The sequence below is a fragment of the Desulfitobacterium sp. genome (assembly GCF_982384815.1).
Window position 1 is genome coordinate 1 of record NZ_CEVWNY010000039.1, and the last position, 23,947, is coordinate 23,947.

Consider the following 23,947-nt stretch of genomic DNA (forward strand, 5'->3'; position numbering starts at 1 on the left):
GCTTCAATCTTCGCACAGACTACCACAACCTCGGAATTCTCTGCTTTGGCAATCTCCCTGACTTTCTGTACAAAAGGATTCTCATCAGGATCAGAGATTTCCTCTTCACTGACATTGGCAGCATAGAGAACAGGTTTCATGCTTAAGAGAGGGAAAGATTTTAATATTTCCTTTTCCTCATCACTAAAATCCAAACCCCTTGCTGCCTGACCAGCATCCAGGGTTTCCTTTAAGCGCTTCAAAAGAGCAACCTCGACTTGAGCTTTTTTCTCTCCACTTTTTAAAAGCTTGGCTGAACGCTCCAAACGCTTTTCCACGCTTTCCAGATCAGCTAAGATTAATTCCAATTGAATTGTATCAATATCCCTTTTGGGGTCCACGCTTCCTTCCACATGGACCACATTGCTATCTTCAAAACAACGAACCACATGGACAATAGCATCCACTTCCCGAATATGGGATAAAAATTTATTCCCTAAACCTTCTCCCTTACTGGCACCCTTGACCAGTCCGGCAATATCCACAAACTCCACGGTAGCAGGAACGATCCGATCCGGTTTAACCATATCGGCCAAGACCTGAAGACGAGAATCCGGTACCTGAACAATCCCTACATTAGGATCAATCGTACAAAATGGATAGTTAGCCGCTTCGGCACCGGCTTGAGTTATGGCATTAAATAAGGTCGATTTACCCACATTAGGTAAACCGACAATTCCCGCATGCAAAGTCATTTTCTTTAAACCTCCAGCACATTCTAACCTCTACGATTATATGGGAATAATTCATAAACCGCAAGCATTCTGAGCAGTGCATTATCGGCTTTCCTTTGGATCATCTATCTTCCGGAGAATTTCCTTAAGCTGCCGCTCGAGCTTTACCCGCGGAATCCAGGCCTGGTGCCGGCAACCTACACATTGAATGCGAAAATCCATGCCCGTCCGCATCACCTTCCAGTCGGTACTTCCACAAGGATGTGGTTTGCGCAGACGGATAAGGTCTCCTACCTGTAAAGGTATCATCTGTTCTACCTCCTTTGCCATCATCGGGATTGCATTAGCTTAAGATCTTTCTCTTTCCATTATTAAATGGGCCTGAGGAATATTGATGCCTGCCTCATTAAAGGCCTTATAGATCCTTTTGCGGATCTCTCTTTCTACTCCCCATTGCTCATTAGGTATTGTATAAGCTACAACTCGGACCACAGCAGTAAATTCTCCGAATTTAATCACCCCTTGGACAACCGGTAGATCTACCATTTTCTCTTTGAAAAGAGTCCCGACTTTCTCACAGACCCCTTGCATAACCTCAATAGCCTTATCCAAATCCTCGGTGTACGGAATGGATATGTCTACCAGGGCCCTCATTTTTCCCCGGTTATAGTTGGTTACCGCGGTAATGCTGCCGTTAGGGATAATATGCAGTTCTCCCCCCCAATCCCTTAAACGGGTGGCCCTTAACCCGATTTCCTCAACTGTCCCGGAAAATTCCCCGACCTTAATATACTCTCCCACAGCAAACTGATTTTCAAAGAGAATGAAGAAACCACCGATCACATCCTTTACCAAACTTTGGGAGCCGAAACCAATGGCCACCCCCAAAACCCCTGCCGAGGCCAACAAAGTCCCGGTATCCAGGCCAAAGACACTTTTAAGTAAATTAATTATTACTGTAAAAGTAATAACATAAAAAAATATGCTTTTCAGCAAGGGGAAAAGGGTATTGGCTTTTTGTTCATTAAAAATACGCTTACCGTTTTTAGCAACGAGAAGGCGACGAAGAAAATAGATCGCAATCTCATAAGCGACTTTAGCGATCACTAAAACCCAAAGTATATAAATTCCCTTTTCCAGAAAAGTAGTGCCATACTTTTCCCAATTTAGAGAGCCAAGATTAAGGGCAAGCAGAAATACAGCCATGTCCATGTTATCTACCTCATTCTTTAGGATGACAAGTGGTTTGGGCTTTTGCCACATGGGAGTCTTAATTCAGGATTTCTCCAAAACAATGAATTTATCCACGTTATAAGTTGATTGAATTAGGATCGGGTAAGGGTATTTCCTTAAAATCCAAGGGAATGGTGAGGCCCTGCTCAATATTAAGGCGTAAAAAATCGGCCAAGAAGGAGAAGGTCTGCATTAAGTAGGGATAGGACCTGGAACTTTGTAAAACCTCTAAAATGCTCCCTGAACCTATAAGGGAAAAAAAAGGAGAGAACAAACCGATAAATATTGCAAACCCTACAAAAGAAACCAATCCGCCGGCGATTAATCCTCCACCTCCGTTTATGGTACCTGAGAACAACCCTAAAGGTGCTAAAATTATCACAGAAGCAATCTCAATGATTATGAGAACTCCAAAATAAACTATCGCAAAGGAAATAATTTTTAAAAGATTGTCAACAAGGACTTGCGAGATATTCAAAGCTATGGAGTGCAAAGCATTTTCCGTATAGAGCTGGAGACCATGAAAATTTAAGCCGCCAAGAATATCACGAAATCCATCCGGAAACATGGATAAAATCCTTTCCAAAGCTTGCCCTTGGGCAAGCTCGGCCTTAGCCTCAACTGAGGGAAGTATCCGTTTATAAGTCGCACCTTCCAACCAATTGCGCAGAGCGGTGTTTTTATCCAGCCACTGGAGGGCAATGGGATAATATTTTCCGGCCAGGACTAGGCCCAGCAGATTCCCCCCCAGACTAACCAGACCGGAAATAAGACCTTTTCGATACCCTTTAATTGCCCCTAAAAGAACAATGCCTAGAACTAGAATATCGAAAAAATTCATAAACTTCCCCCTCCCTATACCTAACCTCTTCATTATAATTCATACCATAGAATGGGCTAAAGTAAAAGCACCCTTTTGGGTGCTCCGATAACTAATACTAAGATTTCGTAAGTAGAACAATAGTAATATTTAATGGTTAATTAATTTAAAATCACCCAGCCCCTTTAATGACTTAAGGTATATCCTTTGGCAATTAAGCTTTCTTTAACCTCTTTAACTCGTTCCCCGTTAAGGCGGGCAAGGATCTGCACCCGATTATCCCTTAAATGATAGACAGCCAAACTGGTAATATTGACGTCGTGTTCTTTCATGATGGAAGCAAGATCCACCATTACACCTACCTCATCCTTAGTCTCAATGACAAAGCGTTGCCCGGGGCTCCGGAAGCCCATAATATCTAAAAAGGTATCGAAAATATCTGATTCGGTAACAATTCCTACTAATTTGCCCTCTTCTACAACCGGTAACGCCCCAATTCCATGTTCCCTCATCAAAAGGGCAGCGTCCTCTATTTTAGTATCCGGAGTGCAGGTGATGACTTTTTTGACTGCAACTTCACGTATGGGGGTTTTTCCCACCAGGTAATTAAGTTCAAAAATACTCAGTGTCGTAGCCGGGGAAGGAGATACTTCACGGAGGTCTCCATCCGTAACAATTCCGACTAGTCTTCCCTTTTCAACAACCGGTAAACGATTAATTTGTTTTTCCCTCATGAGAGCCATTGTATCTGCGATATTATCATCCGGGCTTACTGTAAAAACTCGAGTAGTCATGAATTGCTTCACGTACATAAATATCACCCTTTCTTTCAACACTCTCAATTCTGCTAGGAGTATTCTCCGTTCCTAGCCAAACTTCCTTCATTTTAGTCCATATTGGCAAAAACCCGACGTCCCGTTATCTTTAAGAATAGCATCTATAAAGTACTTTATTTTTCATTTTCCGATTCTTTTTTGCGAAAAATCCCGAGGAGTTTAGATGGTGCCCATTTAAGATGCCTCTCTACGGCTTTTAAGTTTCTTGCCGGAATTTGGTTAGCGGGGTCGATTGCCAGTGCTTTTTGATAATACTCTTTTGCTTTTTCGAGATCTCCTGTTTGGCGGGCAATATTCCCTAAGTTGTTCCAGGCATGAATACAATCCTTATCCAATTCAATAGCTTGCAGAAAACAAGATTTAGCCCGCTCAAAATCCTCATTCCTACCATAGACAATACCCAATTTATTATAACCCATGGCATCATCAGGATTCTCTTGAAGATAACTTATAAATGCCGCCTCAGCGTCTCTCAAGCGTCCCTGCTCAAGATATTCCATTCCCTGTTGGTAAAGGCCGCTATTCATTGGTCACTACCCTTTGCTTGTTGTACCTGTTCACTAAGCCACTGAACCCATTGGTTTAGTCCTTCCCCGGTGCGACAGGATACTTCAAAGATTTTTATTTCAGGGTTAATTTTTAAGATATCTGCCTTCATATTATTCAGGTCTGTTTCCACAAAGGAAAGCAGATCCATCTTATTTAAGATAGCTGCCTTTGAATTTCTGAAAATAACCGGATACTTAGCGGGCTTATCGTCTCCTTCAACAACACTAAGCACTACAACCTTAAAATCCTCCCCTAGATCAAAATCTGCAGGGCAAACCAGGTTCCCGACATTTTCAATTATCATTAGATCCAGATTACTCCACTGAAATTCAGGAAGAATTTTTTCCACCATTTTAGAGTCTAAGTGGCAGCCGCCCCCGGTATTGATCTGAATTACCTGGACATCATGCTCGGCAATGCGATCGGCATCTTTACTGGTAAAAATATCTCCCTCAATAACAGCAACCCCATGGTTTTCTTTTAAAAGAGCGAGCGTTTTTTCTAAGAGTGTGGTTTTTCCTGCTCCAGGTGAACCCATGATATTTATCGCTAAACACTTGTTTTTTTTAAAATGCCGGCGATTAATTTCAGCATGAATATCATTATTATGTAGTAAATTAGCCATAACGGTTATTTCGCGCTGCGAGCTCATTCTTCAACCTCCAAACTTTCCAGAACCAGTTCTTCCCCCTGAATAATGTCGATCCCAAAATTTTCGCATACCGGGCAGGTAAAGGCGAGACCGGGTACCGAAAACTCTTTACCGCAACTTTTACAACGGCCGCGAACCGGAATCACTTCAATAAGAAGCTCCGCTCCCTCACTGATTGTGCCTTTCGCAAAGGCCTCAAAGGCCATTTGCATGGCATCAGGCTCAGCATTGGTTAATCTACCGATTTTTAGTTTAACCTGCGTTACTTTTTTTACCTTATGCTGAGCTAAGGTGGACTCAATAACCTCGAATACTCCACTCATCAATGACATCTCGTGCACCAAATCACTCCCCCCAGGGCTGCGCTAATTAAGTTCCGGATCTTATAACCGGAATTTCTTCTACCATAAACTTCGCCTGAACTTTCATTTATCCTTCCATCCGACGTATGTCTCCTATATATTATCCCAAATTGAACCTGAACCGCAAGAATATCCTATTTTTTTAGCCAAGCCCAAAATAAGGTGGGGAGAAAAATTAAGCCCATGTATCCGAATAAGGGATATATCGTCTTAACTATCAGAGAAAATTTTATCCCGGATATAGGGATAACAATAAGCAAAAGCAGAATAATTGCTCTTCGATAATTTAGGCCAAATTTTTTCTCCATATGTTTAATTAAACTAAACCCATCGCCAATAGCCGCTGTCAGCATTGCTAGCCACAGAACCACTACATAAAAAAAGGCTGGCCACGTCCCTAGGCTTCCGGCTACTGCCACCATGGGAATTTCAAATCCTTTTACCTCAGGAAAACTTAATAGGGCCAGACCAATGACCAGAGCAAATAGGCCAAGTCCTAAACCTCCGGCTACGGCACCTATCCGGGCCTCGGGCTTTTGAACTTCTTTGCCTAGAGAAGCAAAAACGACCATTGCTAAGGTAAGATTAAAAGAAACGTAAAGAATCCCGGCAAAGAACCAATTTTGCACCAATGGATTAGCCGTTTCCACATAACCGGAGCCATTAGCTCCCTCAGCAAATAAAATTGCCCAAAGGGCGATCCCTATGCAAAAAACAAATTTCAAGGGAATGAGCATGCTATTGATCCAAAGGACCCCTTCTCCTTTAAACCAAAGTGCAAGTGCAATCATCATGGCCGTTAATCCTACCCCTACCCAAGAGGAAAGGTCAAAATACTGCCGGAAAACTGCTCCCGCCCCGGATAACATAGCGGTCATACCAATAAAGAGAAGAATGCTAATTAAGATATCTATTCGGCTCCCCCACTTTTTTCCGAGGAGAGATGCAAAGAACTCTGTATAAGAATTTATGCGCCAGCGTCTCTGCAGATCTAGCATAATCCACCCCAGCAGGGCAAAAAGAATTGCACTTATGAGGATACCCAATAACCCCTTACTGCCGAAGTTAATAAAGAACTGTTGAATCTCTTGACCGGAAGCAAACCCAGCACCCATCACCGCGCCAATATAAGTTGCAGCAACTTGAAATGCTACCCTAATCTTCATGATATCCCCCCCTCACATCCTTATGGCCTCTTCCTCGTACTCATGCATAAATTCCTGTGAAGGAGGGAATAATCAAAGTAGGTGTTGACAATTTATGGTTATCGTAAATACTATTTGAGCTTATCGGTGCAGTTAAGATAGATTCCTCTATTTACGCATAGATAAGTGCGAAGGATGAGAAAGTAATGAGTATTCTTTCGGTCTTTACCGATTCGTCTAAGTACAAGGCTCACTTTGAAGATCTAGTCGGTACGCAAAAGATGGAAACGCGCCTAGCTGAAGTCTTAAAGACGGAGCGCCACCGTCCCTTAATTGTACTATGTATCGGCACCGACCGTTCCACTGGGGATGCTTTGGGGCCCTTGACAGGGACAAGCTTAAGCCGCTTGGCTCTGCCAAAACTGACTGTATTAGGCACCTTGGATCAGCCGGTCCATGCAACAAATCTAAGCGATAATATCCAGTATATTCAAAGCTGTTATCACAATCCCTTTATTGTTGCCATCGATGCCTGCTTAGGAAAAATGGACTCGGTTGGCAGCATTACCTTAGCAAACGGGCCTCTTAAGCCCGGTGCCGGAGTCCATAAAGACCTTCCTGCTGTAGGCGAAGCTCATTTAACAGGTATTGTTAATGTAGGCGGATTTATGGAGTATATGGTCCTTCAAAATACAAGGCTTGGATTAGTTTGGAAAATGGCAAATAGTATCAGCAATCTACTTGCTAATGCTTATATAAAAACAAGGATTTCCTAGCTAAAAGCTACGGAAAATCTTTTGCGCATTTATAATTTTAAAGGTTCAACGTAAAAAGCTATCTCTGCCATAAAGAGATAGCTTTTTACGTAAAGCGTTGCATGGTGGCTTTCCAACTTAATATTTACTTCTTAATATTTACTTTATGATGCATTCTATTCTACTATTACCTACACGCTGATGGTTTCCTTAGCCTTATTGATTACCTTCTTTTCCTCCTCGGAAAGATGATAAGTTGATTCACCCTTTACAACCGGCTTTGCATATACTCTTGATTCTTCGCGATTATTAATCGAAGAGAGTACAACCCCGTTACCTTCTTGATTTAGCATTGCCAGGGCAAAACTAAGTTCGCTTCCCATATTTTCAAAAGCACTAAAACGTATCAGTTCGGTCCTGTCCACCGAGGCCCGTAGTTTGCTTTCAACTAGATCTGTCCTTTTTTCGAGACTGTTTAATTCTGTGCTGTTTTGTTTAACTTCTTTTATATATTCTTTAAGCTCTTGATCTAATGAGCTTCCGTCCAGGAATGTCTGGAGTGCCAAATATGCCTTCTGAAACTTTTTTAGTTTACCGCTTAAAGAAATCGTCAGGAATAATTGGATTATATACAACAAGCCAAGAACGGCAATGGCCCAATAGTATAGAGGTATCTGTTCAATATTCATAAACTCTCCTCAGTTCTGCTTATTCATTTTCTTGAAAATAAATTTTCATTTTGACTTAGAGTTCGTTCAGAAATCAAATATAACCGGCAATCCTGACTATAATAGCCCGGTAAAAATAATCGTTAAGGGAATCGCTATAAATATTCCCGGTAATAGATTACCCACCTTTATTTCTTTAATTTCAAGAATGTTTATCCCGATACCAACGATCAAAAGACCGCCGGTTGCGCTCATTTCAGCAATTACCGGGTCTGAAAGTATTCCTTGCAATAACGCAGCGGAAACAGTTATCCCTCCCTGGTAAAGAAAAACAGGAACTGCCGACACCAAAACTCCTAACCCCATGGAAGATGCCAAGACAATCGAAGATATTCCATCCAGCAAGGATTTTGCATAAAGGATATCGTGAACGCCTTTTAACCCACTTTCGAGAGCTCCCATAATAGCCATTGCTCCTACACAAAACATTAGACTGGAGGAGACAAATCCTTTGGTAAAGGTACCGCCATTTCCTCCTTTTGCTAATCTTTTCTCGAGAAGCCGGCCTAATTGCTGAAGCCGCAATTCAATATCTATCCATTCACCAAGTATACCACCAATAACTAAACTCGCAATTACCACGATAGGATTGTTGGTTCCCATGGCCATACTTAACCCAATCAAGATAACCGCTAATCCGATTCCCTGAATAACCGTTTTTTTCATCTTCTCTGGTAGGGCCTTGCCAAATATGATTCCCAAGCATGACCCGATAATAATTGCTAACGAATTTACGATAGTTCCAAGCACCCAATCACCTTCAAAATTATGTAGAACAGTTTTGTATACTAAATTTCTTTGAACATTTTTTAGGGCATTATGATATTTTACGCGGAACATTTTTGATAATTATTAGGATTATAGCCTATGAGACCAAAGATTTCAATAAAATTGTATAGTTATGTTATTTGGCTAAGAGCGATCTTTTTATTCCCATTAGTCAGTCATCGAAAGTGTTCCCAACAAATAATTAGCTACACTGCAATATCAGTGTAGCCTAAAAGAAGAAACTTCTTAAAATTCTAAGATGGTGCCTTATCCATCCGGTGTCTTCAGCTCAGCCTCCCAGATAGGCCTTGCGGATCTCATCGCTCTCGGACAATTCTTGGCCGGTGCCGGAGATTGAGATGGAGCCGGTCTCCAGCACATAGGCCCGATCTGCAATAGATAAGGCCATCTGAGCATTCTGCTCCACAAGAAGTACAGTGGTTCCGGCCTTGTTCATCTCTTGGATAATGGTGAAGATTTGCTCCACCAGAATAGGCGCAAGGCCCATGGAGGGCTCATCCAGCATCAGAAGTTTGGGCCGGCTCATCAGTGCCCGGCCTATGGCCAGCATCTGCTGCTCACCTCCGGAGAGTGTGCCCGCAACCTGTCTGCGGCGTTCCAGAAGCCGTGGAAAAAGAGCGTAGACTTTTTCCATTTCGGCCTTGATACAACCGGAAGGACAGGTATATGCCCCCATATCCAGATTTTCCTGGACGGTCATCTGCAGAAAAATGCGCCGACCCTCGGGGACATGAGCCAGACCGTGTTCCACGATCTTGTGGGGTGCCGTGGAAGTGATGTCTTTTCCCAGGAAGTTTATGCCGCCTGTCTTGGAACGCAGTAAGCCGGAAATAGTTTTTAGGACGGTGCTCTTTCCGGCGCCATTGGCCCCTATCAGAGTTACTATCTCACCCTCGTTGACCTCCAGGGAGATACCCTTTATGGCGTGTATCGCACCGTAAAAGACGTTTATATCATCGACTTTCAACATAGTGGTCAGCCCTCCCTCTTCTTGCCTAAATAAGCTTCGATGACTTGAGGGTTGTTCCGGATCTCGCTGGGGGTGCCTGTGGCGATTACTTTGCCGAAATTAAGCACGCTTATTTTCTCGCAAATGCCCATGACCAGATTCATGTCGTGCTCAATGAGCATAATTGCGATCTGAAAGGTATCACGAATCTTCACGATATTATCCATTAATTCGGCTGTCTCGGAGGGGTTCATCCCGGCGGCAGGTTCATCCAGGAGCAGCAGCAAGGGTTGCGTAGCTAAGGCGCGAACTATCTCAAGTCTGCGTTGGGCGCCATAGGGCAATGATCCCGCCTGCTTCTCCGCCAGGCTCTCCATATCGAAGATGGACAAAAGCTCCATGGCCTTCTCATGTGCACGCTTCTCGCCTTTCCAGTAAGCGGGGAGGCGGAGAATGCCATTCCACATACCGTAGTTGATATGATTATGCATGCCAAGCTTTACATTGTCCTCAACCGATAGATTTGAGAAAAGACGGATGTTTTGAAAGGTCCGGGCGATACCGGCTTTGTTTATTTGTACTGTAGTCATATTGTGGGTATCACGGCCATCCAGCAGGATGGTGCCTTCGGTAGGCTGATAGACTTTGGTAAGCAGGTTGAACACAGTAGTCTTTCCTGCGCCATTGGGGCCAATGAGTCCGGCAATCTCCGTAGGTTCGATGGTCATGTTGAAACCATTAACAGCCATAAGTCCGCCAAAGTTTATACCTAGGTTGCGGGCTTCCAGCACCGGCGGCGTGTCCACATCACGCTCAGGAACACTGTTGGTGGAGGGCACGGAAACCATCTCTGTCTCAGTTCTGTTAGCTTTGTCCATTTTCCGTACCTCTCTTTCCTTTTCTGTATTTTGAGGGAAGCAACCTTTCCCTTAAAGCCCGTAAATGGCTCTTAAAGTTATCATTGTTGGTGGCCAGCATCATAAGGATGAGAACGATTGCATATAAAAGCATACGGTAGCTGTTAAACTGACGCAGCATCTCGGGAAGTATGGTGAGTACGGTGGCGGCGATGATCGAGCCCCGAATATTACCCAGACCTCCCAGGACCACAAAAACAAGAATCAGGATCGAGGTATTGAAGCCGAACTTAGAGGCAATGATGGTGGAATAATTCATGGCAAACAACGTACCTGCGGCACCGGCTAGGGCGGCGGAGGTGACAAAAGCCATCAGCTTGTACTTAGTGACGTGGATACCCACACTCTCCGCTGCAATGCGGTTGTCGCGCAACGCCATAATGGCCCGTCCTGAACGGCTGTCAATCAGATTAAGAACGATAAACAGAGTAATCAGGATGAGGACAAATCCCATGGTGAAAGTGGATAGCTTGGGTATACCGGTGATTCCTAGGGGGCCGTCGATAATTACTCTGCCGCCGTCACCAAGGTTCAGGGCATTAGAGTCGGTAAGAAAGCTAAAGTGCAGCCCTGCTTTATCTTTCCCTACATAAAGGATGTTGGTAATATTTTTTATAATCTCCCCGAAAGCCAGAGTGACGATGGCCAAATAGTCGCCTTTAAGACGCAGGACAGGTATCCCGATAAGGAAACCGGCTATTCCGGCGAAAAGAGCACCTACGATAAGAGCTACGATTAAGCGCAGGAGCGTGATGGGTATGATATGCTCCAAGCTTATAGCAGCCACCACACCCGCAAAGGCACCGACGCTCATAAAACCTGCATGACCTAAAGACAGCTCACCCAGTATGCCTACGGTCAGGTTCAGCGAAATCGCCAGGATCACATAGGCGCAGATTGGAACCAGCTGCCCTTGAAGGGAGGAGCTGATATTGCCGCCGCTTATAAGCAATTGGACAATAATATAAGACACTATAACAAGAGCGTAAGTGAAGATGTTGTTACGTGTAGTTTTTTTCACTGTTATCATAGCAGCTACCTCATACTTTCTCGTTGATCTGTTTGCCCAGAAGACCGGTGGGCTTGACCAACAAAGTAAGAATAAGGACGGAGAACACGATGGCATCGGAAAGTTGCGTAGAGATATAACCCTTGCCGAATATTTCGATGATACCCAAGAGTATTCCCCCGATCATAGCGCCGGGTATGGAGCCGATGCCGCCAAGCACGGCGGCAGTGAAAGCCTTGATGCCGGGCATGGAGCCCGTGGTGGGCATCAAGGTGGGATAAGCGGAGCAGAGGAGAACGCCGGCAATCGCCGCCAGAGCAGAGCCGATGGCAAAGGTGAAGGAGATGGTGAAGTTAACGTTGATGCCCATTAGCTGAGCCGCTCCCTTGTCCTCCGAGCAGGCGCGCATAGCCTTGCCCATTTTGGTCTTCCCTGTGAACCAGGTCAGCGCGACCATAATTATAAGACAGGCGACGATAGTGACAATAGCAATGACGGAGATAGTCAGCCGGCCGTCGAAAAGTTTCAGTGATCCATTTCCTACTACTGATGTAAACGCCTTGGGATTAGAGCCCCAGAGCAATAAAGCGGCATTCTGCAGAAAATAACTGACACCTATCGCTGTAATAAGCACGGCCAAAGAGGGGGCTGAGCGCAGCGGCTTATAGGCTAAGCGTTCTATGGTCACCCCTAGGATAGTACATACCACCACGGCGAGAAGCACTCCGACGACTGGGTGCAGATTCCCCCGGGTGGTGGCGAAGAAAGTAATATAGGCACCGACCATGATCACATCGCCATGGGCAAAGTTCAGCATTTTTGCAATGCCATAGACCATTGTATAGCCCAGGGCTATGATGGCATAGACGCTACCAAGACTGAGTCCGCTGATTAGAAAGGAAAGAAAGGTCATAACACACACACCTTCATTTAGTTTGAGTATATTCGGAAAAGGGTGCACATGAAGGATAAAGGGCTGCCGAGCACAAACTCGGCAGCCCTCTCAACAAACCATTTGAAAGGGCAGCATTCTCTTAATCCATACCGACGTAAGTGCCCTTTTCAATAACCATGCCCTTAGGGGTCTTAGAAACTTCACCAGTAGCAGCCCACGTCATTTTCTCACCGGTAAGTCCGTCAACAGAAATAGTGGGGAATACTTGAATCAGTTTCTCAGTGATATCGGCGGCCTTCATGTCGGGGGTGATGCCGGCAGTCTCAATGGCTTTCTTGTAGGCATACACGACGTCATAACCGTCGGCGGCGAACTGATTGGGAGTCTCTTTAAATTTCTCCTGATATTTCTTGACAAAGTTGACAGTGCGCTCATCGGTAGCGTCGGCACTGAAGGGGGTCAGCAGCATAACGCCTTCAGCCAGGGATGCATCAAAATTCTCGAGAGTCAGGATGCCGTCCATGCCGTCCACACCGAAGTATTTGGGGGAGTAGTCCATAGACTTAGCCTGCTGGAGTATCAGAGAAGCCGGGGTATAATACATAGGCAGGAAGATTAAGTCGGCGCCGTTTTTCTTGGCGTCGGCCAGCTGAACGGAAAAGTCGGTCTGGCTGTCCTCGGTAAAGGTGGTTGTGGAGACGATCGCCAGGTTCAGTTCTTTGGCCTTGGCGGCGAAAGTATTATAGATTCCCTTGGAATATACATCGTCATTCTTGTAGATTATCGCAATTTTTGTGCCAAGCTTTTTGTCAGCGATATACTGAGCGGAAGCTGAACCCTGGTTGGGGTCGGCGAAGCACATCTGATAGACATTATCCTTACCCTCGGTGACAGCGGGAGCGGATGCGGAGGGAGTCAGGGCAAATATCCGGTCTTTAAAAGTCTCGGCACTGGTGGCTACACCGGGCGTGCTGGTCACGGAGCCGAGGGAAATTTGCATACCCCAGTCCTTCAGCTTGTTGTAAGCATTAACGGCCTTCTCGGCGTCATGCTCATCATCTTCATATCTGAGTTCGAACTTGATGCCGCCCAAGGCATTAATCTCGTCAACAGCTATCTGCGCGCCATTCTTGGCCGCGTTGCCATAGATGGCTGCACCACCGGTCAGAGGACCGGTACCGCCAAGCTTAAAGGCGGCTGCAGCCGGTTCTTTGCCGCCTGCGTTGGATTTTTCTCCGGCAGGAGCTTTATCTGTGCCTCCGCAACCGGACAGAAGACCAAGGGTCAGGACGAGAGAGAATACGATACCGAACATTCTTTTCATTATACCTTCTCCTTTTAACAGATTTTATGATTATTCAGGTTTGCGAAAATATCAACAATGTAATAGCACATATTCTCTTGAATTATGTTGCGACTACAAAGCCGTAGACAATTCCGGCCCCCAAATAATCAGAAAGATAAGATAAGTTTAGCTTTCAAGTGTCTGCCTGTCAAGGTAAATATTATGCAACAGATAAATATTTTTATACAAAAGAATATAACAGATCTAACTGACGAATATTACGCATTATGTCATTAAAAATGTTTGATGTGTCATCCATATAAGAAAAACCGAGGCAGAGCCTCGGTCCTTTATTGTCCTTTAACGTCAGAAATCTTATATTCGTAACCATGAAGTCCCTTATAATACTCTGGATACATTTCTCTAATACTCTGGATACATTTCTCCGCCGCATTTTTCACTGCAGAACTGCGGTGGCACGGTTGAGTCCCCATCATCCATAGCATCAAATTCCCTTACTACTTCTAGCGGGATCTCCTCTTGCTCATCACACTGTAAACAAACATATTTGACCGAACTCTTCAGCAGGCTTCTCTCGCTTTGGGGCTACTTCTTTTTGCTGAGTTTGCGTTTTTTTGATACCGGTGAAATTATTGATCATCCTTTCTAGGCATGCTCTGCTTGTCTCGCATTTGGCGTGCTTTATTTTTAGTTGTCCGTCTTTTAGGCAGACTTCACCCTTGTATTCATAATAACATTGGCAATGGGGACATACCATTGGTCTTTTCCTATTTGCTCTTTAATTCTTTGCTCCCATTTCCTTCGCGTTACCGTCTTTTTTACTTTTGCGAGCCATTTCCTTACCTCTTTTTGCCAAACGGAAACTAGAGTATTGCATTGCGGTTTAATAACGAGAGTATACACCAAAATAACGGTTCGTTTTAAATTGCTTAACCGGTATGTGCACGATTAATCGCGGGGTCTCGCGAGATTAACACTTCTACGATGAGTGTTTACCGTTTCTCTTGTCCATTATTTTTATCGTGATACTTAAAAGTATCATACAGAATGTCATATTCCTCAATCCGATGTAAGGCAATGGCGGGGCGACGAATATAACGACCAATATATCCGAGTTGTACTTTTACATTTCCTTTCTGTTTCGAGGCATAAACATAGAAGCCTTCTCCACTTTCCTTCATTCCACCCATTGTTACAAGCATATGGACAGGGGGGTTGAAGTTAATTCGGGAGCCAAACGTAGAAGTCCCGTAAAGACTCCCGGAGTTAATTTAAACTTCTTCTTAAACCACTCTTGAATAATTCTAACGGCTTTAGCCATCAAAGGTTTTAGCAACTGCCGGTGTTTTTGAAAGATAACCCTTAATCCCTCGTCTATTGCAAAGATGATATGCCGGTGATTAACCTGCATAACATCCTCTGCCATCATCCGGCTCCATTCCTCTGTCTCCCCACTGGAACATGTTGTGCAGAATCTCCCCTTGCACCGGTAAGGTACTACTCGCACATCATGACAGCCTTCACATACTAAAAGCTTGAACCCATTTTTAGGGCTGCCACAATTACGGGACTTTTCAACTTCTTTAACCACAATAGGTCTTATTCGAGTTCCGTATTTCTCTATAAATCGATCCCAATGTTTATGCTCATCGAAAAATATCCGTCTCAAAATGTTTGCTTCCATAACTCCATTTTACCGAACGCGCAAGTAAAGGGGGAACCCTCCACCGAACTTATACTTTCTGATTAAATAAAAAAATGTTCCACGTGGAACATTTTTAGTCAACCTGTATATTCCAGAGTTCAAGGAGCCGGTTGAACTCATCCTCTGAAAAATACTCGATCTCTATTTTGCCTCGCCCAGAGTTGCCCTTCACTTTTACTTTGGTCTGAAATGAATGCCTAAGCTTATCTTCAATTTGATTAAAAAGGTAAGAGGGCTTCTTGGGTGGTTGTGGCTTCTCTTTCTCTTTTTCCTCGGAATACTTTTCTATCAGTTTTTCTAACTCCCGAACCGGTAAATTCTCTTTAGCTATTTTTTCCGCTAACAAAACTTGTAAAGATTTATCTTTTATCCCGAGTAAGACCTTTGCATGTCCAAGAGTAAGTTTATAATTTTGTAGTAAATAAAGGATCGGCTCCGGAAGTTGAATAACTCGGAGAAGGTTAGCAATAGTGGGTCTTCCTTTGCCCACTCTCTCCGCCACTTGTTCCTGCGTTAACCCATATTCTTTGATTAATCTGGCATAAGCCAGCCCTTCTTCTACAGGGGAAAGATCTGAACGTTGTATGTTCTCGATTAGAGCCTTTTCAGCCAACTCCTGTTCACTACCTGTTTGTATCAAACAGGGGACCTTAGTCAGCTCCGCCAGTTTCGCTGCCCTGTAACGTCTTTCGCCTGCAATAATAACATATTCATCCCCCTTGGGTTGAACAAGAATAGGTTGAAGCAAACCATGAACCCTAATGGAAGCAGCCAGCTCTGCCAGACTTTCTTGATCGAATCCCTTTCGCGGCTGATCCGGGTTTGGCATTATTTTGGTCAGTTCAACCTCCCGGATGTTACTTTCTCCTACCGGTTCGGCACCAATCAAAGCTTCCAAACCTCTTCCTAAGGCTTTTTTAGACACGTTGTAGCACCTCCTCGGCCAAATCCCTATATACCTCGGCCCCCCGTGAACGATTGTCATAAAGCACTATTGGTTGTCCATGACTTGGGGCCTCTCCTAATCTTACGTTTCTCGGTATAATAGTTGAAAATACTTTACTCTTAAAATACTTTTTTACTTCATCGACAACTTGGATACCTAGATTTGTGCGTGCATCGAACATTGTTAAAAGCGCCCCTAAAATATTAAGATTCGGGTTAAGACTTCTCTTGACTCGATTAATTGTATCCATGAGCAAGGTTAACCCTTCCAGTGCATAATACTCACACTGTACCGGGATCAATACATCGGTGGCAGCTGTCAAGGCGTTTAAAGTAAGCAGCCCTAGGGAAGGCGGACAATCAATTAAGATAAAGTCATAGTCGTCTTTTATATCTGTTAAAGCATTAGCAAGTCTTCCTTCCCTCTTCTCAAAAGTCACCAGCTCTATTTCCGCACCGGCTAACTCGATTTTTGCCGGTGCAATAAACAAGCCTGTTAGTTCGGTTTTTTTTACGACCTTGACAAGGGGAACTTCATTAATAAGTACATCATAAATGCTATCGGCAAGCTTATTCTTCATTATACCGCAGCCACTGGTGGCATTACCCTGGGGATCAAGGTCGATAAGCAACACTCTCTTTCCCAATTCAACTAGACAAGCACTTAGATTGATTGCGGTAGTAGTTTTGGCTACACCGCCTTTTTGATTAGCGATAGCAATAATCTTACCCATGTGCAACCTCCCTTCGTGAGCAAATAGCAATTGTTCTAAAAGCCGCTCTCATACTTTCCTACTAATATTATCAAATCACACTTAATAAAACTAGGGTATTTTATAAGATCCTTTGCATTCCTCTTGATGACATTAAAGAAAACCCGGCTTCGCCGAGCTTTAGCGAAAGCGAAGTCGCTGGTTGCCCTTATGCGCCCGCAGACTTATACTTGCTGACTAGCAAAAAAAGCACCCCTAAGAGTGCTTTCTCCTATTAAAGCAAAGGCTTCTTGGCAGGTGTTCCCGCTTTTCGGGGATAAGCCTTTGATGTGGGGGAAATTTTCTCGATATGAATAATAGCCCGATGTTCTGCTTCCACTCCTAAATTTAAACGCTTAACCTCCTTGATTTCTGCCCCTAAAACTTGCAGTGCTTTTCTTGCTTCAGCAATCTCTTCATCTACTTGGGACCCCTTGGCAGCTAAAAATGTACCACCTATTTTGAGGAGAGGAACTGCATATTCCAGCAAAACAGGTAAACGGGCCACAGCCCTAGAAGTTACACACTCAAAAGATTCCCTGAAACGGGGATCTCTGGCGAAATCTTCAGCCCGTGAGTGTACAGTCTCGGTATTCTCCAGTCCTAATTCATTGATAACAACTTTAAGAAAATCAAGACGTTTAGCCAAAGAATCAACCAAGTAAACTTTTACTTCCGGCATAATAATCTTCAACGGAATACCGGGAAACCCAGCTCCGGTACCAATATCAGCTAATCTATTACCCAGTTGACAACAATCCCGTCCCCCTGTTACCACTGCTAAAGACATAGAATCAACGAAATGTTTTAAGATAATTTCTTCGGGCTCCGTAATACTTGTTAAATTCACCTTTTCATTCCATTCGACTAATAAGTCTCCATAGCTAGAAAACTGTTCAATTTGCTTATTAGTAAGTTCTATTCCTAGTTTTTCTAGGGTTAGTTTATAAAGGAGCTCCTTGTGCTCAGGTAGCATTGATCTGCCCCCTTCTACGTCTTTGTTCAAGATAAACAAGGAGAACGGAAATATCCGCCGGGTTTACACCTGTGATCCGTGAGGCTTGGCCAACATTAGTGGGGAATACTTCCTTAAGCCTTTGTTTTCCCTCTGTTGAAAGACCCTTAATTTCATCGTAATTAATGTCAGGGGGAATCAGCCGTTCCTCCATCTTGGCAAATCGTTCAATTTCATTAAGTTGCTTTTCAATATAGCCGGCATATTTAATCTCAATTCCGGCCTCCAATAAGGCTTCCTCTTCAATTTCCGCAAGCTCCGGCATAAGTTGTTTTATCTCATTTATCGTTATTTCCGGCCTTCTCATCAATTCTTCAGCTGTTACGCCACCGTGAACAGGAGTAGAATCAACCGAGGCCAATACCTTTACTAATTGCTCATTACGCGGTGAAAAGGTGGTCTGTCTCCACAATTGATGAACCTGAGATATGGTAGCTTTTCTTCTTTGAAAAATCTCCCACCGTTCATCATCAACCAGGCCGATTTCTCGCCCCCGAGGAGTTAAGCGTAAGTCCGCATTATCCTGTCTTAAGATAAGACGATATTCGGCTCTTGAAGTAAGCAGTCGATAGGGCTCTTTTACCCCTTTATTGACTAAATCATCAATGAGTACTCCCAAATAACCTTCTGAACGGCGTACAATAAACGGTTCCTTCCCTTTAGTCCTTAGGGCCGCGTTGATACCGGCCACCAGTCCTTGAGCTGCAGCCTCTTCATACCCCGAAGTTCCATTTAATTGACCGGCTGTGAATAACCCAGGAATCTTTCTTGTTTCCAGGCTCAAAAATAGTTGATGCGGTTTAACAATGTCATACTCAATGGCATAACCCGGTCGTAGTAGTTCAGCCTTTTCCAATCCTGGTATACTATGCAAAATCTCATACTGGATTTCTTCCGGCATACTGGTAGATAATCCGGCTATATAAAGCTCCTCACTATCCCATCCCTCCGGTTCAAGAAAAATCTGATGAGAAGATCGCTCAGCAAAGCGCACCACTTTATCCTCAATGGAAGGACAATAGCGTGCACCAATTCCTTCGATTTTCCCCGAATACATAGGTGCCCGATGAAGATTATCTTGAATAATTTTATGGGTATCGGAAGTAGTATAACCTAACCAACAAGGAATTTGTTTATCTACATCCCTTCCCCAGAACTTACTCTCCGTAGGCATGAAAGAATAACGCCAAGGAATGGAGTCCCCCTGCTGAATGGTAAACTTGGAAAAGTCCACAGAACGACGGTGAATCCGTGGCGGTGTACCTGTCTTAAAACGTTCCAGCTCCAGGCCAAGTTTCTTTAACTCCCCGGTAAGGTTCATTGCAGTCTGTTGTCCATTGGGACCACCTTCGTACATCGTGTCTCCGATAATAATACGTCCCCGTAGATAGGTACCGCTGGTCAATACAATATTAGGGGCCTCATAGCGTGCGCCTGTCCGGGTAACTATTCCACTGACGGATCCATCTTTTGTTTCGATCTTCTCAACAAGAGCTTGGAGCAGGGTTAAATTCTTTTGACCGTAAATAACTTCCCTCATATTAAGATGATAAGCTTGTTTATCTGATTGAATCCGTAGAGCATGAACTGCAGGACCCTTGCCAGTATTAAGCATTCTGACTTGGAGGGAAGTCTGATCTGCAGTAATCGCCATTTGTCCGCCTAAAGCATCTATTTCCCTCACCAGATGGCCCTTTGCCGGTCCCCCCAAGGAAGGATTACAAGGCATATGAGCAATGGTGTCAAGGCTTAAGGTAATAAGCAGCGTTTGGCACCCTATGCGTGCGGCTGCCAAAGCTGCTTCACAGCCGGCATGTCCGGCACCTACTACTATGACATCATATTTACCTGCAAAGTATTCCACTATTCCTCCTACTTTCCTATACAAAATCTTGAGAATATATCATCCAATAAAGTTTCCTGAACATTATCACCGGTAATTTGCGAGATTTCTTGAAGTGCTTGACGGATATCTATGGAAACCAAATCCCAAGGCAGATTTCTTCTTACTGACTCGTGGCCGCTTTGCAAAGCTTGCAATGCCTTTTCCAATGAGGAGATTTGTCTAATATTCGAAAGCAAAGGCTCCTTAGCCCGTTCATCCCTACCCTGATAAACCCGCTGCTTAATTTCTTCCTCTAACTCGTTAAAGCCAACCCCTTCTTTTACTGAAAAGGGTATCCAAACACCAGAATTAAGATCGTAAGAATCAAGCATCTCTTGCCGTTTCCTATAATCGGAAAACATATCTATTTTGTTGATCAAAACTATACAATTATTGCTATATTTTTGTAAAATCTCCTTTTCTTCGGGCATAAGGTCCTGACCTGCCTGAATCAGCAAAAGAATCAGGTCGGCCTTCTTCATAGCTTTCCATGAACGCTCAATACCAAGTCTTTCAACAAGGTCTTCGCTTTCACGAATTCCCGCCGTATCCACAAGTTGCAATAATATCCCCCCGACATTGACCGACTCGCGGATTTCATCTCTGGTAGTTCCGGGGATATCTGTAACAATAGCCCTCTCTTCCTGCATAAGAGCATTGAGAAGACTGGATTTGCCAACATTCGGCTGTCCTACAATAACTGTCAGCATCCCTTCCCTCAAAATTTTACCTGTTTTGCTGCCATTTAATAATTCCTGACTTAAATCAATTCCCTTTTGGATTCGCAGTAAAAGGGAATTGCGATCGAGGCTTTCTACATCATCTTCGGGAAAGTCGATGCCCGCCTCGATAAAGGCCAGTGTCTCAAGCACTTGCTCCCGCAAGGCGGAAATTCTTTGGGATAGATGACCTCCCATCTGATTAAGTGCCAGATTAGCGGAAATATCCGTTTTTGCGGCAATCAGATCCACAATCGCTTCGGCCTGGATTAAATCCAACTTACCGTTAAGAAAGGCTCTTTTCGTAAATTCACCGGCTTCGGCAATTCGGGCGCCTAATTTTAGACAAGCCTCCATAATCCGTTCTGCTACATAGAGGCCGCCATGACAATTGATTTCATAAACATCCTCACCGGTAAAAGAGCTGGGGGAATGCATTCTGCCAATAAGCACTTCATCAAGAAGCCGGTCATTATCATAAAAATGCCCCAGGTGAAGAGTATAATTATTATTTTCTTGCCAACGCTTCCGGTTACGAGGAACAAAGGTTTTTTCGATAATATCCCGGGCTTGTGGGCCGCTTAATCTTAAAACATGAATACTTCCTTCCCCTAAGGCCGTCGCTAAAGCAATAATCGTATCATCCACAAGGATCCGCTCCACTTCAATCAATAATTCTACCGGGGAACGATCCCTGTGTCGTTCCCTACAATTTACCACCACTAAACACTAATATACCAATAAACATAAAAGAGAATACAGGCAAAGAAAAAGAGGGGTTACCTTACCCCTCAGGAAATCTCTTTTGACCGCTTTAAGGAAATAACCACTTTACGATTGGGCTCTTCCCCTTCACTAAAGGTAGAGATTCGAGCATCATCTTGCAAAGCAGTGTGGATAATCCGTCTTTCATGAGGATTCATAGGCTCTAGGACTACTCGAGTTCCGGTACGCTTTACTTTATCGGAAAGTCTCTTAGCCAAACGAACTAGGGTTTCTTCGCGCCGTTGACGATAGCCTTCCACATCAATAATAATCCGTACTCTTTCCGAAAGCTGCTTAGCTACAGCCAAATTAGCCAAATATTGGAGCGCCTCCAATGTGTCACCGCGTCTTCCGATTAAGATGCCAAGCTCTTCTCCACATATATCAATAAGCCAATGCTGACCTTGTTGGGTGTATTTTAATTCTGCATCTACACCCATAGCCAAACATACATCTTTTAAAAATACACAAGCCAATTCGCCGGGACAATCCTCGTAACTGACACGTACTTTAGCGAGGGTGGTACCTAATAAACCAAAAAGTCCCTTTTTAGTTGGTTCTTCTAATACCTCAATCTTTACCTGATCACGCTCAACGCCTAATTCATTAAGACATGCACTTATGGCCTCTTCCACAGTTTTACCTGTTTTTTCAGCAACTCTCATGGATATCCTCCCTTATCACCGAACTAACCCTAGGCAGCAGCTTCCGCCGTTTCCTTATCAAGTTTGCGATTGATGTAAATCTGTTGAACAATCGAAACAATATTCATAGTTACGAAATATAAAGCAAGACCAGAAGGTACTGTCCAACTGATATAAGCCATAAAAACCGGCATGAAATATAGCATTGTTTTCTGAGTGGATTGAGCGACATCCGCTTTCCCGTCTTTCTTCGTATTCACAGCGGGATTGGACATAGTACTCAGTTTAGTTTGAATAAATGCTGATGCACCGGCTAAAACGGCGAGAACTATATTATGATTCTCAGTAATGTTGAACCATAGAAATATAGCCTGACTGGGATCTGAAATATAATTACCAAAAGTAAACAAGGTTCGATATAAGGCCCAAAAAATAGGCAACTGAACTATCAAGGGAAGACAACCACCGGCAGGGTTTACATTATGCTTTTTGTACAATTCCATCATTTCTTGGTTAAGTTTATCTGGTTGATTTTTATATTTTTTTTGAAGTTCCTGAAGTTTTGGCTGAATTTCCATAGTTTTACGCATTGATTTCATCTGTTTCCAGGTTAGAGGGTAAATTATTGTTTTAATAATAATAGTTAAAAGAATAATTGCTAAGCCAAAACTCCCGAATCCAATCAAATCCGTTAAATTATATAACCACTTTAATAATTCTGTCATCCATTGTACAAATATACTCACAAGAACCCTCCTTAAACTGGATCATATCCACCGGGGTGAAAGGGATGGCACTTAGAAATCCTGACAATGGATTTTCCCACTCCTTTGATTACCCCATATTTTTTTATGGCCTGGATAGAATATTCAGAACATGTAGGATAAAAACGACATGAAGGTCGTTTTAAAGGGGAAATAAATTTTTGATAAAAACGAATTAAACCGATAAGTAAAGTTTTCATTGTGTTTTACCCCGGTCCATTAATGACCTGTGCCTTTTTCAAGCTTTTTAAAATACTATTTTCTACTTGGCTATATGAAACTCCTTTAATGGATGAGCGTGCAATACAAATAATTTGGGTATTATCTTTAATCTCAAGAAGATGATTACGCATAACCTCGCGCATTAAACGCTTGGCCCGATTGCGTACTACGGCATTTCCGACCTTTTTAGAGGCAATAAATCCAAATTTAGAAGGGCCCTGTGTCACATAAATGACTACATATCTTCCGGAGAAACTTTTGCCCTGGGCAAAAACCTTTCTATAAAGAGATTTTTGACGCAATCTAAGATCTCTCTTTAACATGGCTCCTCCGTAGCTACAAAGTTTGTATTAAATAGTTTTACTCGCTGTACCCTATAATAAACCTAATCATAAGAATTTACTAATGAAAAAATAAAATGTATGGAAAAAGGCCACAAGATTGCGGCCTTAAGCTGATAATTTCTTCCGCCCCTTTAAACGACGGCGTTTAAGCACGTTTCTTCCGGTTGTACTACTCATTCTTTTTAAGAATCCATGTACTCTTTTATGGCGACGATTCTTGGGCTGCCAAGTTCTTTTCATTTTCTATTCGCACCTCCTTCAAAGGGAAAAAACAAAAAATAGCACATCTCTAGAAATTATACTCTAATATTTTTAAACCTGTCAAGGCGGAATACAATATTATTAGTGTGGATAACTTTTGGATTTAAAAAGTTATCCACCTGTGAATAAATAATCTTTATAACTAACTTCCTGTTGATAACCCTTTGAAAACTTGGTATTATGTTTTTACACCGCCTAGAAATATGAAGTTCTAACTCAATTCTTTTATACACAGCAACTATTTTAATAAGTTATCCACAAATGTGTA

Annotated in this window: 29 protein-coding genes; 1 reads left to right on the top strand and 28 read right to left on the bottom strand. The window is 43.3% G+C overall.

Translation table 11 applies throughout. The features are described 5' to 3' along the window. The 9 genes from ychF to AC1U9U_RS07935 form a co-directional block, all read right to left on the bottom strand. On the bottom strand, positions 1-734 hold a 734-nt coding region (ychF, locus tag AC1U9U_RS07895), incomplete at its 3' end, for a redox-regulated ATPase YchF (protein ID WP_479960006.1). Between the two features lie 81 nt (positions 735-815). Beyond that, positions 816-1,022 (bottom strand): DUF951 domain-containing protein, encoded by a 207-nt coding sequence (locus tag AC1U9U_RS07900; RefSeq protein ID WP_479960007.1) that lies wholly within the window; start codon positions 1,020-1,022, stop codon positions 816-818. A 39-nt stretch (positions 1,023-1,061) separates the two neighbouring features. After that, the gene (locus AC1U9U_RS07905) at positions 1,062-1,976 is read right to left on the bottom strand and encodes a mechanosensitive ion channel family protein (RefSeq protein WP_479960008.1); all 915 of its coding nucleotides are present in this window, start codon (positions 1,974-1,976) and stop codon (positions 1,062-1,064) included. Positions 1,977-2,022: 46 nt separating this feature from the next. Next, positions 2,023-2,787 carry a CvpA family protein gene (locus AC1U9U_RS07910; RefSeq protein WP_479960009.1) on the bottom strand — a complete coding sequence of 255 codons (765 nt, stop codon included), beginning with the start codon at positions 2,785-2,787 and terminating at the stop codon, positions 2,023-2,025. Between the two features lie 164 nt (positions 2,788-2,951). Then, positions 2,952-3,578, bottom strand: a complete 627-nt coding sequence (locus tag AC1U9U_RS07915; protein WP_479960010.1) for a CBS domain-containing protein — start codon at positions 3,576-3,578, stop codon at positions 2,952-2,954. 137 nt (positions 3,579-3,715) lie between these two features. Further along, positions 3,716-4,129, bottom strand: a complete 414-nt coding sequence (locus AC1U9U_RS07920) for a tetratricopeptide repeat protein (RefSeq protein WP_479960011.1) — start codon at positions 4,127-4,129, stop codon at positions 3,716-3,718. Beyond that, complete coding sequence (gene hypB / locus AC1U9U_RS07925) at positions 4,126-4,803, bottom strand: hydrogenase nickel incorporation protein HypB (protein WP_479960012.1); 678 nt, start codon at positions 4,801-4,803, stop codon at positions 4,126-4,128. Before hypB ends, AC1U9U_RS07920 begins: the two co-directional genes overlap by 4 nt. Further along, positions 4,800-5,144: a hydrogenase maturation nickel metallochaperone HypA gene (hypA, locus tag AC1U9U_RS07930; protein ID WP_479960013.1), complete on the bottom strand. Its 345-nt coding sequence runs from the start codon at positions 5,142-5,144 to the stop codon at positions 4,800-4,802. The genes hypB and hypA overlap by 4 nt, the downstream gene beginning before the upstream one ends. A 155-nt stretch (positions 5,145-5,299) precedes the next feature. Next, positions 5,300-6,331, bottom strand: coding sequence for a YkvI family membrane protein (locus tag AC1U9U_RS07935; protein ID WP_479960014.1), 1,032 nt, complete (start codon positions 6,329-6,331; stop codon positions 5,300-5,302). A gap of 185 nt (positions 6,332-6,516) precedes the next feature. On the opposite strand from AC1U9U_RS07935, the gene yyaC reads away from it, so the two are divergent. Beyond that, positions 6,517-7,086 (top strand): spore protease YyaC, encoded by a 570-nt coding sequence (yyaC, locus tag AC1U9U_RS07940; protein ID WP_479960015.1) that lies wholly within the window; start codon positions 6,517-6,519, stop codon positions 7,084-7,086. Positions 7,087-7,256: 170 nt separating this feature from the next. Here yyaC and AC1U9U_RS07945 read toward each other — a convergent pair whose 3' ends face one another. The 19 genes from AC1U9U_RS07945 to rpmH form a co-directional block, all read right to left on the bottom strand. After that, positions 7,257-7,754 (bottom strand): DUF4446 family protein, encoded by a 498-nt coding sequence (locus AC1U9U_RS07945; RefSeq protein WP_479960016.1) that lies wholly within the window; start codon positions 7,752-7,754, stop codon positions 7,257-7,259. A gap of 96 nt (positions 7,755-7,850) precedes the next feature. Continuing rightward, positions 7,851-8,543, bottom strand: coding sequence for a DUF554 domain-containing protein (locus AC1U9U_RS07950; protein ID WP_479960017.1), 693 nt, complete (start codon positions 8,541-8,543; stop codon positions 7,851-7,853). Positions 8,544-8,850: 307 nt separating this feature from the next. After that, entirely contained in the window at positions 8,851-9,552 is a 702-nt protein-coding gene (locus tag AC1U9U_RS07955; RefSeq protein WP_479960018.1) for an ABC transporter ATP-binding protein, read from the bottom strand. A 5-nt stretch (positions 9,553-9,557) separates the two neighbouring features. Next, the gene (locus AC1U9U_RS07960; protein WP_479960034.1) at positions 9,558-10,379 is read right to left on the bottom strand and encodes an ABC transporter ATP-binding protein; all 822 of its coding nucleotides are present in this window, start codon (positions 10,377-10,379) and stop codon (positions 9,558-9,560) included. A 16-nt stretch (positions 10,380-10,395) separates the two neighbouring features. After that, a complete protein-coding gene (locus AC1U9U_RS07965) occupies positions 10,396-11,478 on the bottom strand; it encodes a branched-chain amino acid ABC transporter permease (protein WP_479960019.1) in 1,083 nt (360 codons plus the stop codon). 10 nt (positions 11,479-11,488) lie between these two features. Further along, positions 11,489-12,370 (bottom strand): branched-chain amino acid ABC transporter permease, encoded by an 882-nt coding sequence (locus tag AC1U9U_RS07970; protein WP_479960020.1) that lies wholly within the window; start codon positions 12,368-12,370, stop codon positions 11,489-11,491. 121 nt (positions 12,371-12,491) lie between these two features. After that, complete coding sequence (locus AC1U9U_RS07975; protein ID WP_479960021.1) at positions 12,492-13,676, bottom strand: ABC transporter substrate-binding protein; 1,185 nt, start codon at positions 13,674-13,676, stop codon at positions 12,492-12,494. Between the two features lie 974 nt (positions 13,677-14,650). Continuing rightward, positions 14,651-14,860 carry a transposase gene (locus AC1U9U_RS07980; RefSeq protein WP_479960022.1) on the bottom strand — a complete coding sequence of 70 codons (210 nt, stop codon included), beginning with the start codon at positions 14,858-14,860 and terminating at the stop codon, positions 14,651-14,653. Then, on the bottom strand, positions 14,851-15,327 hold the full coding sequence (locus AC1U9U_RS07985; protein WP_479960023.1) for a transposase zinc-binding domain-containing protein: 477 nt from the start codon (positions 15,325-15,327) through the stop codon (positions 14,851-14,853). The genes AC1U9U_RS07980 and AC1U9U_RS07985 overlap by 10 nt, the downstream gene beginning before the upstream one ends. 109 nt (positions 15,328-15,436) lie before the next feature. Next, complete coding sequence (locus AC1U9U_RS07990) at positions 15,437-16,288, bottom strand: ParB/RepB/Spo0J family partition protein (protein WP_479960024.1); 852 nt, start codon at positions 16,286-16,288, stop codon at positions 15,437-15,439. Next, positions 16,281-17,042: a ParA family protein gene (locus AC1U9U_RS07995; RefSeq protein ID WP_479960025.1), complete on the bottom strand. Its 762-nt coding sequence runs from the start codon at positions 17,040-17,042 to the stop codon at positions 16,281-16,283. The genes AC1U9U_RS07990 and AC1U9U_RS07995 overlap by 8 nt, the downstream gene beginning before the upstream one ends. 253 nt (positions 17,043-17,295) lie before the next feature. After that, positions 17,296-18,036: a 16S rRNA (guanine(527)-N(7))-methyltransferase RsmG gene (rsmG, locus tag AC1U9U_RS08000; RefSeq protein WP_479960026.1), complete on the bottom strand. Its 741-nt coding sequence runs from the start codon at positions 18,034-18,036 to the stop codon at positions 17,296-17,298. Beyond that, entirely contained in the window at positions 18,026-19,939 is a 1,914-nt protein-coding gene (gene mnmG / locus AC1U9U_RS08005) for a tRNA uridine-5-carboxymethylaminomethyl(34) synthesis enzyme MnmG (protein WP_479960027.1), read from the bottom strand. The genes rsmG and mnmG overlap by 11 nt, the downstream gene beginning before the upstream one ends. An 8-nt stretch (positions 19,940-19,947) precedes the next feature. Further along, the gene (gene mnmE / locus AC1U9U_RS08010) at positions 19,948-21,327 is read right to left on the bottom strand and encodes a tRNA uridine-5-carboxymethylaminomethyl(34) synthesis GTPase MnmE (protein WP_479960028.1); all 1,380 of its coding nucleotides are present in this window, start codon (positions 21,325-21,327) and stop codon (positions 19,948-19,950) included. A 143-nt stretch (positions 21,328-21,470) separates the two neighbouring features. Beyond that, complete coding sequence (gene jag, locus AC1U9U_RS08015; RefSeq protein ID WP_479960029.1) at positions 21,471-22,109, bottom strand: RNA-binding cell elongation regulator Jag/EloR; 639 nt, start codon at positions 22,107-22,109, stop codon at positions 21,471-21,473. A 29-nt stretch (positions 22,110-22,138) separates the two neighbouring features. Then, positions 22,139-22,834 carry a YidC/Oxa1 family membrane protein insertase gene (locus AC1U9U_RS08020; RefSeq protein ID WP_479960030.1) on the bottom strand — a complete coding sequence of 232 codons (696 nt, stop codon included), beginning with the start codon at positions 22,832-22,834 and terminating at the stop codon, positions 22,139-22,141. Positions 22,835-22,845: 11 nt separating this feature from the next. Continuing rightward, positions 22,846-23,052 carry a membrane protein insertion efficiency factor YidD gene (yidD, locus tag AC1U9U_RS08025; RefSeq protein ID WP_479960031.1) on the bottom strand — a complete coding sequence of 69 codons (207 nt, stop codon included), beginning with the start codon at positions 23,050-23,052 and terminating at the stop codon, positions 22,846-22,848. Between the two features lie 6 nt (positions 23,053-23,058). Further along, complete coding sequence (gene rnpA, locus AC1U9U_RS08030) at positions 23,059-23,397, bottom strand: ribonuclease P protein component (protein ID WP_479960032.1); 339 nt, start codon at positions 23,395-23,397, stop codon at positions 23,059-23,061. Positions 23,398-23,523: 126 nt separating this feature from the next. Next, on the bottom strand, positions 23,524-23,658 hold the full coding sequence (rpmH, locus tag AC1U9U_RS08035; RefSeq protein WP_479960033.1) for a 50S ribosomal protein L34: 135 nt from the start codon (positions 23,656-23,658) through the stop codon (positions 23,524-23,526). Positions 23,659-23,947 lie beyond the last annotated feature (289 nt).